The following is a 15512-nucleotide window of genomic DNA, read 5'->3' on the forward strand; positions in this document are numbered from 1 at the left end:
CGCTGCCGTGCGCGCACCAGGACGGCTAGCTATGCGCATTTCGTCAAACTCCATCGAGGCTATTGCAATGACTCAACCCCGCCGTCTCCGGATGTCCAAGCTCACCCTTGGCCTCGTTGCTGCGCTCGCCGCCGCCCCCGTGTTCGCCCAGAGCACCTCCGCCGGCGTCGGCGGTCTGGTCACCCACGATGGCCAGCCTGTCGTCGGCGCCGAAGTGACCATCACCCACGCCGAATCGGGAACGGTCAGCCGCGCCACCACGGACGCCAGCGGCCGCTACAACGCACGCGGCCTGCGCGTCGGTGGCCCGTACACCATCACCATCACCAAGCCCGGCGAAGGCACCAAGACCGAAGACGGCGTGTACCTGAGCGTGAATCAGACCGCCAGCGTCAACGCCGCGCTGAGCGGCGACGTGACGACGCTGCAGACGGTGAACGCGGTTGCCGTCGCCGGCGGTTCCGACATGTTCAGCGCCACCAAGATGGGTGCGGGCACCAACGTCGGCCGCGAGCAGATCGAGTCGCTGCCGTCGGTCAACGGCAATATCCAGGACTACATGCGCCTGGATCCGCGCGTAGCCTTCGTCGATCGCGCGTCCGGCACCATCAGTGCCGGCGGCCTGAATCCGCGCTACAACTCGATCAACATCGACGGCGTCTCGGCCAGCGACACCTTCGGCCTGGAAGGCAACAACATGACCACCCGGCGCCAGCCGGTGTCGATGGAAGCCATCGAAGCGCTGGACGTCAACCTGTCCAACTACGACGTCAGCGTCGCCAGCGCCGCCGGCGCCACCGTCAATGCGGTGACCAAGTCCGGCACCAACGAGTTCCACGGCTCGGTCTACGGCTATATGCGCGATGGCGACTGGTTCGGCGACAACCCGGACGGCAGCAAGTTCAACGGTTTCACCAAGGAAAAGACCTACGGCGCCACCTTCGGCGGCCCGATCGTCAAGGACAAGCTGTTCTTCTTCGCCAATTACGAGAAGTTCCAGCAGGACGCGCCGGGCATCGATCTGGGCAGCACCGCGTTGGGCAAGGCCAACGCCAAGTACACCCTGGCGGACGTGACGCGTGCGCAGCAGATCGCGCAGAACACCTATGGCTTCGACGCCGGCTCGCTCGACAGCAACGGCAATACCGATCTCGAGGAATACGCGCTCAAGCTCGACTGGAACATCAACGACAACCACCGCGCCAGCTTCCGCTACAGCAAGCTCGACCAGAGCAAGCTGCGCATCAATGGCGCCAGCAGCACCAGCCAGGCGTCGCTGAGTTCGTACTGGTACCAGCACGAGAAGAGCGTGGAGAGCTACGTCGGCCAGCTGTTCAGCGATTGGTCCGAGAACTTCTCCACCGAGTTCAAGGCGTCCTACCGCGATTACTCCGCGATCCGCGTGGTGCCGACCAATGCCCCCAGCATCGCGATCTACTTCGACGGCACCGTCGCCGCGCCGACCGGCGATGTGCTGTATCTGGGTACCGAGACCAACTCGCAGGGCAACATCCTCACTACCAAGACCTGGAACTACTACGGTGCCGGTACCCTGACCCTGGACAACCACGACCTGAAGTTCGGCGTCGACTACACCACCAACGACATCTACAACCTGTTCGGCCGCAACAGCTGGGGCGTGTACACGTTCCTGGGCCTGGACAACTTCGCCAACGGCCGCTGGAGTTCCTACCAGCTCAACAGCGAGCGCACCCCGGGTTCGATCGCGGCCGATTACAAGAACGACAATCTCGGCCTGTTCATCCAGGACACCTGGTATGTCAACAGCAACCTGACCCTGACCCTGGGCCTGCGCGGCGACCGCCCGGGCGTCAGTCCGGATCCGACCTACAACGCGGCCGCCCAGGCGTACTTCGGTTACGACAACAGCAAGGTGCTCGGCGGCGATTTCCTGATCCAGCCGCGCTTCGGTTTCAACTACACCTTCGACACCGAGCGTCCGACCCAGCTGCGCGGCGGCGTTGGTCTGTTCCAGGGCGACGCACCGCAGGTGTGGATCGGCAACAGCTATTCCAACACCGGGTTCAACTACAACGCCTACAGCTACACCGCCTACAACCCGGCGCTGCCGTTCAGCCCGAACAAGGACACGCAGCCGATCCCGACCACGCCCGGTTCGGCGACCCAGGGCGTGAGCTTCGTCGGCGACGACTTCAAGCTGCCGTCGCTGTACAAGGCCAACATCGCGCTCGACCACGAGCTGCCCTGGTACGGCATCGTTGCCTCGGCAGAGCTGCTGGTGACCAAGGTCAAGGACGGCCTGTACTACAAGAGCCTGAACATCGGCCGCGTCAACGCCGCCGGCGAAGATCCGAGCCCGGCCTACTACGGTCCGGACGGCCGCGCGCTGTACTGGAACCCGGCCCGCACCGGCCGTCCGTGGGCGACCGGCGACAACCGCTACAACCGCAACACCGCCTACAGCGACGTCTACCTGATCGAGAACACCGACAAGGGCAAGACCGAGCAGTTCACGGTGTCGCTGTCCAAGCCGTTCAGCGAAGGCGGCGACTGGTCGTGGAACCTGGGCTACACCTACACCCATGCCACGGAAGTCGGCCCGCTGACCAGCTCCACCGCCAGCTCGGGCTGGGGCTACCAGTACGCCTTCAACGCCAATTCGGAAACCGAGAACACCTCGCGCTACGAGATCAAGGACCGCATCTCCGGTTCGTTGAATTGGAAGCACATGTTCTTCGGCGACTACGAGACCCGCGTCGGTCTGGTCTACGAAGGCCGCAGCGGCCGTCCTTACAGCTACGTGTACAACGGCGACGCCAATGGCGACGGCCGTACCACCAACGACCTGTTCTACGTGCCGAAGGGCCCGGGCGACGTGCTGTTCGGTACCCTCAGCAGCACCGGCGCGTTCACCGCCAACCCGGCGCTGGAGAAGCAGTTCTTCGACTGGCTGGCGCAGAATCCGCAGCTGGCCAAGTACGCGGGCAGCTACGCTCCGGCCAACGGCTTCCGTTCGTCCTGGATCAACACCTTCGACGTGCACATCAGCCAGCAGCTGCCGGGCTTCTTCAAGGGCCACAAGTCCGAGGTGTGGCTGGACATCCAGAACGTCGGCAACCTGCTGAACAAGAAGTGGGGCCAGATCTACGACTACGGCTTCTTCGCCGATGCGCGGGTCGCCAATCTGCAGGGCATCTACAACGGCAAATACGTGTACAACACCCTGTACACCGACCAGCCGTCCGCCGCCAATGCCGATGCCGACGGTTTCAATACGGGCGTTTCGCAGTGGTCGCTGAACCTGGGCTTCCGTTACCAGTTCTGATCCAGTCCGAATCGCAGCGCTACAAGAGAACGGCCGGGGCAACCCGGCCGTTTTTTTGTGGGGGGGGAGGGGGCTGACGCTTACGACGCGCCGTGCGTCACCAACGCCAATGCTAGCGGTCTCGACATGGCATCTTATTAGTCGCTACATTGGAACTGCGTTACAAGTTTAACTAGCATAGGTTGGGGCTACTAGATAGCTCGGCGGTTTTTCGAAATTAGACTTTGAACACAAAATCGGCGTTCAAAATTCTGGCTTTTTTTATTGAGTTCACGTATATTCAAAAAAGCTGAAGAAGATCTGCGCCTCATTGGTAATTCGTGGATTATTGAATTATTGGTGGCAATAAATTGCCAATTATTCCGAAGGGTGGTTTGATAGACAAGGAGTGTTATGGCCCTCACCATGCTCGGTGTGCCACAGGAAATGATGCCTCCAGTTTTTCAAGTGTCGCGAGCCCATTGCGAGAGGCTTATTGAGTTCAATTCTCATCAGGAGCCTCGTGTTTTACCCGGTGTGGTAATGGAGCGTGAAAGACTGTTTGAGATCATTCGACGCCTTGTTCCCTTCAAAGTGCATGATCCAAGTTCCTCCAGTGGTTATAGGAGGGAGCTTATCTCAATGACGGAGGTTGATCGTCTCTTTAAATCAGGATTTTTTGGTCCGAAGCGTGTAGATATTGGTGTAGTGCTCGAAACTCATCGGGCTTTAATGGAAATGACGGGCCGGCCGAGCGCGCGATCTGTGTTTCGTAATATAGAGGTCATGGTTGGGGTTAATGCGTTCAATTCGCACGGTTTTGTTGCCCCAAAATGCGAAATCCGTGATGAATTGCGGTGGCTAATAGCCCGGGTCATGGCTCCGGAATTGATGCCGTTGCCTTTTGTCGCGGCATTTCTTTGGTTCTTTTTACATCTGCATCCGTTTAGGGATGGGAATGGGCGCTCCTCGCGTGTCATCTTGCTCAGGTTGATTTCTTGGCGGTGGGGGCTGGAATCGCAAGTGTTTCATGCGGCAGTCTCCGCCCTTTGGTATATGGAGCAAAAGAAGACTGAGTTCGTATACGCAATGCATAGGGCCCGGTTGGGGTATGGCGCAGATTTGTATGGCGTCATTATGGATGGAATGGCTTCCTCTCAAGATCAAGGGTTCGATGAATTGGGGGCTTTTAAAACCTGTGGTGTGACATGAAACCTCGTCGAAAAATTGCGATCAGAATTTTTTGTTTGGCCTTATTTGTCGTCTTGATTGTCGTGATTTTTCTTAATGGGATGAATAACGGGAATGTGGATGTGGTCATTCCTGCTGGCGCTTATGAAGTCGTTTCTCAAGCAAAGTCGCGGGACTTTGTGGGTGAAAAAAATTGGGAGGCGCCAGAAGCAAAAAGTTTTTCAACCGCTACCTTTGCCGTCAAGGCGCTCGCTCGACATGCTGATGCCGGGCATGGTTTGGCAGCATGTGAATTGGCTTCAATATACATTTATTGTGCTTCATTGGATCAGGAGGGTGCGCGAGTTCAACAACTCACTCTTCAGGCGCGGGACGACACTGATCTCAGCATTGTTTCTAAGTTGGAGAGCTCTTGGAAGAAGAAGGCTGATTATTGTCTGGGACTGCCGCCTGCCTCAACGGCAAAGATCATTGACTATCTTAGGGTTTCCGCCGACTCGGGAAATAGTTATGCTCAAAACCTCTATCTTTCGGGGGTGCTTTTTTCTGGGGATACGCTTGGTAGTATTAATCAGCTTGTCGCGTATCGCAATGGAGCAGAAGGCTTAGCCCTTCAGGCTGTGGGTCAGGGTAATGTAGATGTCATGCTACAGCTTGGTGATGCGTATTCTGGGAGGCCTCGGGCTTCTAAAGCCCTTCTATACGAAGCGGTAAGGCCGAATCCTGCGCGAGCTCTGGCGCTATTTCAAAACGCTTTACTTCGAATTGATGCAGGTGCGAGAGGTGAGCCTTTGCGCATAGCTATCGGTGGTCGGATAAAAGCGTTGAACGCTTCTTATCCTGGTTTGGTTGCAGATAATAAATTTATTCCTAATTTAAATAATTTGGATTTGTCGGTCATGCATTCTAGTTATGCGCGTCTGTATGACCCTAAAGGAAAATCGCTAGGTGAGTGTCGCCATTAATGAAGTGGTCACTAAGTGTCGTGGAGTGGTATTAATATAAATGGAGGTTAAGTGATGAAGCTAGAAAATGCTGTCCGATTGGTGCTTGGCGTTGCGATGGTATTTGGTGCATATGTTAACGATGCAAGTGCATCGTCCTGTATAGCGGAATCGACAGTAATAACTATTATTAATTGTCCTCCTGGCAGTACAAATCCAAATCCCGAGTGGCCTTTTCCAGATGTGACTCCACCAGATTCTAACTCGTATGCAACTTACCTTGTTCCAGATGCTCCTGCTAATCCATATTATGTCACGTGTGGATCGCCGGTGGAAGATCGAGTGAATCACGCTCGATATGCTTTGACGTATTATATGGCTGATCAGGACGCCAAGAACGGCGCGCACTACGACACGACGCCAAACACTTTTTGGTACATTAGATACAATGATGGCAAGTATCAGGTGTTCATGGATAATGATGCGTATAGCGCAGGAACGCCAGTCAATCCTGGCAATATAGAGATCGCTCCTTGGCAGCCGCCCAGTCAATGTGATGTTCCTGAGGACAATTTGCTTCCTTGGCCAACGTACTGAGTCATTGGCACTATGGAGGCATCTGAGGAGTTGTGTAACCCTCTGAGAGATGGCAAGAGACGGCCGGGGCAACCCGGCCGTTTTCTTTTGCGGGGGCTGACGCTAAAGTCGCCGCTGACGACAACGACAAGAATTCCGATATGACGACGAGCAACACGGCGGCGCGGGCGCTGCCGGTAGTGGACGCGCGGATCTACCCGCGCGGCGGCCTGGACATCCTCTCGCGCGCCGAAGTCGCGCGCTTGCGCGACGCCTCCAGCGGCGGCCTGCACGAACTGCTGCGGCGCTGCGCGCTGGCCGTGCTGACCAGCGGCAGCGCCTCCGACGACCCGCGCGCCGCGCGCGACCTGTATCCCGACTTCGACATCCAGGTCGCCCAGCGCGACCGCGGCGTGCGCATCGACCTGCTCAACGCGCCGGCGATGGCCTTCGTGGACGGGGAAATCATCAACGGCGTGGCCGAACTGCTGTTCGCCGTGATCCGCGACCTGGCCTATATGGCCATCGAACTCGGCCCGGACTCCGCGGCCGATCTGGAGTCCAGCGAGGGCATCACCAGCGCCGTGTTCGGGCAGTTGCGCAATGCGCGCATCCTGCAGCCGGCCGATCCGAACCTGGTCGTGTGCTGGGGCGGCCATTCGATTTCGCGCGACGAGTACCTGTATACCAAGCAGGTCGGCTACGAGCTGGGCCTGCGCGGGCTGGACATCTGCACCGGCTGCGGCCCGGGCGCAATGAAGGGGCCGATGAAGGGCGCCACCATCGCCCATGCCAAGCAGCGCAAGCGCGACAACCGCTACATCGGCATCACCGAGCCCGGCATCATCGCCGCCGAGTCGCCGAACCCGATCGTCAACCATCTGGTGATCATGCCGGACATCGAGAAGCGCCTGGAGGCCTTCGTCCGCATCGGCCACGGCATCATCGTGTTCCCCGGCGGCGTCGGCACCGCCGAGGAGATCCTGTACCTGCTCGGCATCCTGCTGCGCGAGGAGAACCGCGGCCTGCCGTTCCCGCTGATCCTGACCGGCCCGACCATCGCCGCGCCGTACTTCGAGCAGATCGACCGGTTCCTGCGCCTGACCCTGGGCGAGGCGGCCACCTCCCGCTACCAGATCATCGTCGGCGACCCGGTCGCGGTGGCGCGCAAGATGGCCGAGGGCATCCAGCAGGTGCGTCTGTACCGCAAGGACCAGAAGGACGCGTTCTACTTCAACTGGTCGGTGGACATCCCGCTGGAGTACCAGCGTCCGTTCGTGCCAAGCCACGAGGCGATGGCCGCGCTCGACCTGCATCACGGGCGCCCGCCGCACGCGTTGGCGGCGGACCTGCGCCGTGCCTTCTCCGGCATCGTCGCCGGCAACGTCAAGGAAGACGGCATGCGCCGCATCGAGGAGAACGGCCCGTTCGAGATCCACGGCGACGCGGACATGATGCAGGCCCTGGACGAACTGCTGCGGGCCTTCGTCGAGCAGCGCCGGATGAAGATTTCCGGTGAGTACCGGCCTTGTTATCGGGTCATGGCCTGAGTTCGATCCGGATCGTCGCCACGAACAAGGCGTCGTCCTCCAGGCCCGTGCTCAGGACGCCGCCCTGCATGCTTTCCAGGCGGGTGCGCAATGCCGACAAGCCGACCCGGTGGCCACGACCCAGATGAGGCGTGGAACCGGCCGGGGGCAGCGTATTGCTGACGTCGATCTTCAGTTGGTTGTGTGCTTCGCCGATGGCGATGCGGATTTCGCCGCCATCGGGCGAGCATTCGATGCCGTGATGCACAGCGTTCTCGACCAGGGGTTGCAGCGAAAGCCGCGGGACCCTGGCCTGCGGCAGCGGCGACGGTAGCGCCCAGTGCACGCGCAGGCGCGTTCCGAAACGAATGGCTTCGATGTCGAGGTAGCGCCTTGCCAGGTCGATTTCGTCGTCGAGGTTGACCAGGTCGGGCGTTGCCAGCGCAGCGCGGAACAGATCGGATAGATCCATCAGCAACTGTTCGACTTGCTGCGGTTGGCGATGCACCAGCATCACCGCGGTGTTGAGCGTATTGAACAGGAAGTGCGGTTGCACGCGCGCGGTGAGCGCGTCGATTTCCGCCTGCTTGGCGCGTTCGACCAACTGCTTGATGCGGATATGGTTGTTCAGCGCAGCCATGCCGAGCAGGCCGATCAGCAATGCGATGCCGGACAGCTGCAGCGAGAGTGTCAGCCATGCCGCGGTCGATAGCTGCCAGTAGTCGCCGAACGCGGACAGGATCACCCAGCTGATCAACCAGGTCAGCAATTGCATCAGGCCAAGCGTCGCGGCGGTGATCAGCAGGATGCCTCTTCCGGCCAGGGCGCGTCGCAGCATCAGCAGGCTGGCCAGGGTCAGCAATGCCACCCATTGGATGCCGAGCGACGCCAGGCCGAAATAGACCCAGCGGTTTCCCCCCGGACCCTGACTCGGGGTCAGCGCCAGGATGGCGGCGATACATTCGCCGGCCATCACGATCCAGATCAGGGTGGATGGCTGCTTGAGCACCTGCAACTGGTCGTTCGAGTACGCGGGGGAGGGCATCGAGGGCGGGCGGAGGAGGGCAGACGCGCATCATGCCGGCAACGGCGTCGGTCCGCACGATCCGTTCAGTCCCCGATATCTGCCATCCGTCGGCGATGGCTGGCGCGGCGGCGCTACTCCCGTTAGCGTTCGCTTGGGGAAATTTGGGGAGACGATATGTGCGTTCCTGAGCAGCGTGGCCTTGCCGGATCGGGGCAGCGCGGGTTCACGCTGGTAGAACTGATGGTCACGGTCGCCGTGCTGGCGATCATCATGGCGCTGGCGTTTCCCAGCTTCACCATGCTGATCCGCAGCAACCGACTGACCAGCACCGCCAATGAGCTGGTCGCTGCCTTGCAGGCGTCCCGTTCGGAGGCGGTGCGCCTGAATGGCGGAGTCAGTCTGTGCCGCAGCGACGACGGCAGCACCTGCGCCAGCGGCGGCGACTGGACCCATCTGCTGACGGTGACGCGCGACGGCACCGTGCTACGGACCACAACGCTGCGCACCGGCCTGTCGGTGTCGAGTCCGGCGCTGGATGCGTCGGGCGACAAGATCACGTTCGGTGCGGATGGCATCGCCCGCGACAGCAACGGTGCATCGCTCAACACCGATGAAATGATCGTCGTCTGCATGCCGGTCACCAGTCCCTCCGACAACGTGCGCGCCGTGTCGATGAGCGGAGGCAGTCGGGTTTCCATCTTGCGCAGTTCGAACGGCGGCCAGTGTTCGGCCCAGACCGCTCCTTGAAAAGCAGAGGCGCTATGAAACGGCTCCACAGTGGCAGGAACATCGCCGGCGTCACCCTCATCGAGGTGATGATCTCCGTGCTGATACTCGGGATCGGGATGCTCGGCGTCGCCGCAATGCAGACGACAGCTTTGCGCAACAACCAGAGCGCGATGCAGCGCAGCCAGATCGTGATGCAGACCTACACCATCCTGGATGCGATGCGCGCGAACCGTGACGCCGCGCTGATTGGCGGCTACAACACCTCGGGGATGGTCTGTACGGCGCCCACTGGCGGCAGCCTGATCGAGAATGACCAGGCCGCGTGGCTGGCTGGCCTGAAGGACGCTGTCGGTGGTGATCCCGAGACCACATGCGGTTCCATCGCCTGTCTCGATGGGAATTGCACAATCGGCGTCCAGTGGGACGACAGCCGTGCAAAAGACGCCGCCGACAATGGCAGTGCCACGCAAAAGCTGGAAACGGTGACGCAGCTGTGAGAATCCTCTTCCTTCGCACGTCACCGTCGCGCCAATCCGGCTTCAATCTGGTCGAGTTGATGATCTCGATGCTGCTCGGCCTGCTGGTGGTCGGCGCGGCCGTCGGTATTTTCCTGTCCAATCGCAAGACCTATGCAGCTACCGAAGGCCTCAGCCGTGTCCAGGAATCGGCCCGCATCGCCTTCGAGATGATGGCGCGGGACATCCGCGAGGCCGGCGGCAATCCTTGCGATTCCGGACTGCCCGTGGCCAACGTGTTGTCCGACCCTACTGCGACCTGGTGGAAGGACTGGGCTCAGCCGCTGCAGGGGTTCGACAACAGCAGTCCGCCTGGCATCACGTCCAAGAGCGGCACCGATGCGATTCAGGTGCTGTCCGCCAGCACCGGCGGCGGCACCGTCACCGCGCATAACGCCGGCACCCAGACCCTCACCCTCAACGCCGCCGCCCCCGATCTGCATGCCAATGCGGTGATGTTGCTGTGCGACCGACAGCAGGTCGCGGTGTTGCAGGCCGATGGGGTCTCCGGCACCAGCGTGACCTACGCAAGCGGTTCCTTGAACGCATGCAATCGGTTGGGTCGCCTGCCCGGCGTCTGCGTTGCCGGTTCCAATAGTTACACCTACGAAATGAACTCTCTGCTGACCGAACTGCGCGCAGTACGTTGGTATCTGGCCGACAACACGCGCGGCGGCACGTCGTTGTACCAGGCCGTGGTCGGGCCGGGCGGCACGATCACCGTCAACGAGATCACCGAAGGCGTCTCGAATCTGCAGTTCGAGTATCTGTTGACAGGGGCCAGCGCCTATGAACCCGGCACTGCAGGCCTGAACTGGGCCAACGTGGTGGCGGTCAAGGTCGTCATGACGGTCAATTCCGCAGATGCCGTCAGTAGCGACAATACGCAGCTGTCGCGCGAGGTGACGACGATCGTGAGCATCAGGAACAGGAATTCGTGAGCATGAATTCGCCCATCCATCGGCAATCCGGTATCTCCCTCATCATCGTATTGATGCTGTTGCTGGTCATGACCTTGCTGGGTCTGGCGGTGCTGCGCAGTACCCTGCTGGAAGAGCGCATGTCGTCCAACATGTACGACCGCAGCCTGGCATTCCAGGCGGCGGAAGGCGCGCTGCGCGACGCGGAGAAAGTCATCCAGGGCGCCGCCGCAAGCGGCAATCCCGTGGGGTTCAACTGTTCCTCTGGTACGACGGTATGTCCTGCGGTGCCGAGCAATACCTATACCGGCAATGTCAACGGGTGTGCGCTGGGTGCCCAGGAGTGCTGGGTGGATGCCGCCGTTACCCAGAAGCTCCAGTCCAGTGCTGCGCAGTACTACATCCAGTACATGGGGCAGCGTACCAGCGAAGACCAACTTGGCCTGGGCTCCAGCATCAACCAGAACCAGTACGGCGGTACCGGCGGTACCTCGCTCGAACACTATTACCGCGTCATCGCGCGTAGCGCCAACCCCACCGCGGCAGGTGGGCGCGCGATCGTCGTGCTGCAAACCAACGTCACCGTCAAGTAAGGGCCTTCACCATGACCAGTCGAGCAAAGAATGCGACGCGCAAGGACTCGTTCCTCGCCGTGGCGGCGGGTCTCCTGATCGGGACGATCGGTAGCGCTGGCGCGGACGTCGACGTGTCGCAGTCTCCGCTGTACGTGGGCAGTACGGTGCCGGGCAATCTGGCGATCGTGCCCTCTGTCGAGTTTCCTACCGTCATCAGCAAGGCGAACCTGTCCGATACGTATTCGGCGACCTCCAAGTTCGTCGGCTACTTCGATTCTAAGAAGTGCTACAAATACAACTACAGCACCACCGAGACGGATCGCTATTTCTATCCGGTCAGCAGTCTCGGCAGCAGTCCGACAAATTATTCCTGTGCCGGGACGCAGGGCGCCTGGTCGGGCAATTTCCTCAACTGGGCGGCTACTCAGACTATCGATCCGTTTCGTTCGGCCTTGACCGGAGGCTATCGCGTGCGCGATACCGCGACCGAGACGATTCTGGAGAAGGCGGTGGCAGACCGCGCCAGTACTCAGAACTTCCCGCGGCGCGTGATCACTAACAATGCCACGCTCATCACCGGCGGCACGTCGGCGACGTGGCAGAACCTGAACATGCGCATCGATGGGCTTGGCAACAAGATGCGATTCAGCTACGGCGCGACCACGGATACGGTGGTCGCATACGATCCTTCCGTCCATGCCTTGAACGGCAGTTACCTCAATCCAAACGGAACCGCGTGTACTGCTCAGGGCAACAGAGGCTGCGTCCTGGATACCACGCTTACCTTTGAAGTGTCGGTTCGCGTTAAGGTGTGCGTCAGCGGCTTCCTGGAAGACAACTGCGTCGCTTATCCGAACGGGGGATACAAGCCAGAGGGCTTGATTCAGCAATATGCGACCCGCATTCGCTACAGTATCTTCGGGTACAAGAATATCGATAATAATGGTGTCGACACCGGAATTTTGCGTGCCAAGCAGAAGTTCGTTGGTCCCTATAGCTACAATCCAGATCAAGGGCGTCTCGCCAACACTGCACGCGAATGGGATCCCCAAACCGGTATCCTGTATCAAAATCCCGACTCTGCCGATGCCGACGCTACGACGGCGGTGATTGGAAATGGCTATCCGATCGTCAATAGTGGTGTCATCAATTACCTGAACAAGTTCGGCCAGCTCAATACGGGCAAGAATGTCAAGTCGTACGATGACGTAAGTGAGCTCTATTACGCTGCGATTCGCTATTTCAAGCATCAGGGTAATGTGGCCGCTTATTCCGCCCTTAGTGGGGATTCGCTCAGTAAATACAGGCAGGCCGACGGCTTTCCGGTGATTACCAGCTGGAATGATCCGATCTCGTATCGGTGTCAGGTCAATGTCATCCTGGGTATTGGCGATACCAATACGCATAACGACAAAAACCTGCCGGGCAATACCGCGAATTTGAATGGGGAGCCGACCCAGCCTGCCGAGGTGAGCAGCGACAAGTCCGTGAACGTCATCACCAGGATGACCCAGATCTGGCGCAAAGAGGGACAGAATGCGGCGAATGCGGCGACCAAGGCTTCGGCAAGTCAATTCAATGGCGACGGCAATTCGGCCTACATCGCGGCGCTCGCCTACGATGCGCACACCAAGGACATGCGCCCGGATACCGCAAGCGACGGATTTCCAGGAAAGCAGACGCTTTCTACCCATTGGGTGGACGTGGTTGAGTACGGTGACTACAAGTCGCCTAGTACCAATCAGTATTGGCTGACGGCCAAATACGGCGGTTTCCAGGTGCCCGAGGGTTACGATCCGGATACCAATTTGGACGCTTTGGCGGATGGCACCTGGTGGAATGGCACGTCCTATGTCAACGGCAACAATACCTATAAGCAGCCGGACAACTACTACATCGCCGCCGATGCGGAAAAGATGATTGCCAGCCTGCGCAAGGCATTCGAGCGCATCCTGGACGAAATGAAGGGTTCCGCCGCGTCGTTGGCCAGCAATACGACCAAGCTCGAGTCTGGTGCTCGCACCTACCAGTCCGTCTTCTACAGCGGCACCTGGCGCGGCGATCTGATTGCGTACAATGTCAACCAGACCACAGGTGCGCTTACCCAGGCATGGAGCGCCAGTGGCCAGTTTCCGGCATGGAATACGCGGACCATCAAGTTTGCCAGCGGCGCCACTACGCTTTCGAATTTTGCCTATGGCAATCTGACCAGTACGCCATTGTCTTCCGCCACCCAGCAGCAGATCGACTACCTGCGGGGTGATCGCACGAACGAGAAGGCCAACGGCGGTGCTTTGCGCACCCGCACCGGGTTGATGGGCGACATCGTCAATTCGCAACCGGTCTATGTGGGCTCGCCGAATGCGCGGCTTTACACCACCGCGACCTTTACCGGTGCCAGCGCCTACGCGTCGTTCGCTGCTGCCAAGGCGACGCGCACGCCGATGCTCTACGTGGGCGCCAACGACGGCATGTTGCACGGTTTCAACGCGAGCTCTGGCGCCGAGACGTTCGCTTTCGTGCCGAAGGCGGCGATGACCGGGCTGCTGAACTACACCAGTCCCGACTATGAGCATCGCTACTACGTGGATGGAGAGCTCACCGTTTCCGACATCTACGATACTGCGACAGCGAGCTGGCGTTCCATTCTGATCGGGACAATGGGGCGTGGCGGCAAGGGCATGTTCGCGCTGGACGTCACCGATCCGGACAACATTTCCTTGCTGTGGGACAAGACGTCCACAGACCTCACTACGCTCGGTAACAATCTGGGCAAGCCGATCATCGGCCAGCTTGGCAATGGCCAGTGGTACGCGATGGTCGGCAATGGTCCCAACAGCAGTGGAGACTCTGCCGATCTGGTGTTGGTCAATATCCTGAGTGGCGTCTCTAGCGACATCTCGACCGGTGCGACTGGCGACAATGGCCTGTCTTCCGTGCTGGCCTGGTCCTCGAACAACGACTACATCGTTGATCGAATCTATGCCGGCGATTTGAACGGCAACTTGTGGCGTTTCGACATGACCGGCGCGTCCGGCACGGCCACCCGCCTGTTCACTGCGCAGTACGGTTCCAAGACCCAGCCGATCACGGCAGCGCCCACCGCCGCGAAGGACCCATCGACGGGATTGACCTGGGTGTTCTTCGGTACCGGCAAATACCTGTCCGATGGCGACCTTTCCAACAAGGACGTGCAGACTTGGTATGGCTTGATCGACCGTGGCCGCGCGATAGCTTCGGATCGCTCCAGCTTGAACAAGGTCGATATCGAGCAGCAGGGCACCGTGAACGGGTACACCGTGCGCGTCATCGAAGATCAGCCAAGTCCCGGCTTGGATGGGTGGTATATGGACTTGGTGCCGCCATCGGGAACTGCCCAGGGAGAACGCATGGTCGTATCCAACTTCTTCCAGGGAACCGCCTTGATCGGTACCACGCGCATACCCGACTCGGGCGATGTCTGCAGCCCAAGTGGCAAGGGCTTCGTGATGGCGATCAATCCGTTCACGGGTGGGCGTATGCCGCAGTCGTTCTTCGACCTGGATGGCAGTGGTGGCTCCAGCACCGGTGATACCCTGAACGGCAAGCCCGCCTCCGGCATCGGGCTGGACAGCAGTCCCAACAGCCCCATCTTCATCGGCAATCAGATGCAGATCGGGCTGGACAATGCCAGCACCGTCGGCATCGGCACCAATAGCAGCGCGCTCAGCATGAAGCGCGTGTCCTGGCGTGAACTCCTGAGGAACGATTGATGCGTCCCCTTCTTTGTGCTCCCTCGCGGCAGCGTGGCTTCACCCTCATCGAGATCATGATCGTGGTGCTGATCGTGGGCATTCTTGCGGCGATCGCCTTTGCCAGCTACGAATCCTATGTCGTGAAGTCGCGGCGTTCCGCTGCGGCTGTCTGCCTGCAGCAGGGTGCGCAGTTGGTGGAGCGTTTCTATACGACCAACATGACCTACGTCGGTGCAACCGCGCCCACATGCGATGCGGATCTGTCACAGTTCTATACGATCGCGTTCGATGGCACCCCAAGCGCAAGCGCTTTCAAGCTCACCGCGACTCCGAAGGGAAGGCAACTGGCGAAAGACACCAAGTGCGGCACTCTTGGGCTGGATCAGAAGGGCGCACGGACGACCTCGACGGGTGCGCTCGAGACTGACTGCTGGTGATCCGGTTGCCGGCCTTGTGCTGGCGGGGAAGATGAGCGCTTGGCGACCC

General features: G+C 59.8%; 12 protein-coding genes. 11 read left to right on the forward strand and 1 reads right to left on the reverse strand.

The window, feature by feature from the left end; translation table 11 throughout:
- Positions 1-91 precede the first annotated feature (91 nt).
- From AB8810_RS09420 to ppnN, 5 genes are all read left to right on the forward strand, one after another.
- Entirely contained in the window at positions 92-3307 is a 3216-nt protein-coding gene (locus tag AB8810_RS09420; protein ID WP_369916349.1) for a carboxypeptidase regulatory-like domain-containing protein, read from the forward strand.
- 393 nt (positions 3308-3700) lie between these two features.
- Complete coding sequence (locus AB8810_RS09425) at positions 3701-4498, forward strand: Fic family protein (RefSeq protein ID WP_369916350.1); 798 nt, start codon at positions 3701-3703, stop codon at positions 4496-4498.
- Positions 4495-5442, forward strand: coding sequence for a hypothetical protein (locus tag AB8810_RS09430; protein WP_369916351.1), 948 nt, complete (start codon positions 4495-4497; stop codon positions 5440-5442). The genes AB8810_RS09425 and AB8810_RS09430 overlap by 4 nt, the downstream gene beginning before the upstream one ends.
- Before the next feature lie 54 nt (positions 5443-5496).
- Complete coding sequence (locus AB8810_RS09435; protein WP_369916352.1) at positions 5497-6018, forward strand: hypothetical protein; 522 nt, start codon at positions 5497-5499, stop codon at positions 6016-6018.
- Positions 6019-6158: 140 nt separating this feature from the next.
- Positions 6159-7547, forward strand: coding sequence for a nucleotide 5'-monophosphate nucleosidase PpnN (ppnN, locus tag AB8810_RS09440; RefSeq protein ID WP_369916353.1), 1389 nt, complete (start codon positions 6159-6161; stop codon positions 7545-7547).
- Here ppnN and AB8810_RS09445 read toward each other — a convergent pair.
- The gene (locus AB8810_RS09445) at positions 7537-8571 is read right to left on the reverse strand and encodes a histidine kinase (RefSeq protein WP_206228747.1); all 1035 of its coding nucleotides are present in this window, start codon (positions 8569-8571) and stop codon (positions 7537-7539) included. The genes ppnN and AB8810_RS09445 overlap by 11 nt on opposite strands.
- A gap of 222 nt (positions 8572-8793) precedes the next feature.
- Between AB8810_RS09445 and AB8810_RS09450 the strand changes: the two genes are divergently transcribed.
- From AB8810_RS09450 to AB8810_RS09475, 6 genes are read left to right on the forward strand one after another with little or no spacing between them, the layout of a single operon-like run.
- On the forward strand, positions 8794-9300 hold the full coding sequence (locus AB8810_RS09450) for a GspH/FimT family pseudopilin (protein ID WP_241094194.1): 507 nt from the start codon (positions 8794-8796) through the stop codon (positions 9298-9300).
- A 14-nt stretch (positions 9301-9314) separates the two neighbouring features.
- Positions 9315-9779: a type IV pilus modification protein PilV gene (pilV, locus tag AB8810_RS09455; RefSeq protein ID WP_206228749.1), complete on the forward strand. Its 465-nt coding sequence runs from the start codon at positions 9315-9317 to the stop codon at positions 9777-9779.
- A complete protein-coding gene (locus tag AB8810_RS09460) occupies positions 9776-10738 on the forward strand; it encodes a PilW family protein (protein WP_369916354.1) in 963 nt (320 codons plus the stop codon). The genes pilV and AB8810_RS09460 overlap by 4 nt, the downstream gene beginning before the upstream one ends.
- A gap of 2 nt (positions 10739-10740) precedes the next feature.
- Positions 10741-11310, forward strand: coding sequence for a PilX N-terminal domain-containing pilus assembly protein (locus tag AB8810_RS09465; protein ID WP_206228750.1), 570 nt, complete (start codon positions 10741-10743; stop codon positions 11308-11310).
- 11 nt (positions 11311-11321) lie between these two features.
- Entirely contained in the window at positions 11322-15044 is a 3723-nt protein-coding gene (locus AB8810_RS09470) for a pilus assembly protein (RefSeq protein ID WP_206259630.1), read from the forward strand.
- Positions 15044-15463 (forward strand): type IV pilin protein, encoded by a 420-nt coding sequence (locus tag AB8810_RS09475; RefSeq protein ID WP_206228752.1) that lies wholly within the window; start codon positions 15044-15046, stop codon positions 15461-15463. Before AB8810_RS09470 ends, AB8810_RS09475 begins: the two co-directional genes overlap by 1 nt.
- Positions 15464-15512: the final 49 nt, after the last annotated feature.

This window comes from Xanthomonas sp. NCPPB 3005 (assembly GCF_041228095.2).
Classification (GTDB): domain Bacteria; phylum Pseudomonadota; class Gammaproteobacteria; order Xanthomonadales; family Xanthomonadaceae; genus Xanthomonas_A; species Xanthomonas_A bonasiae.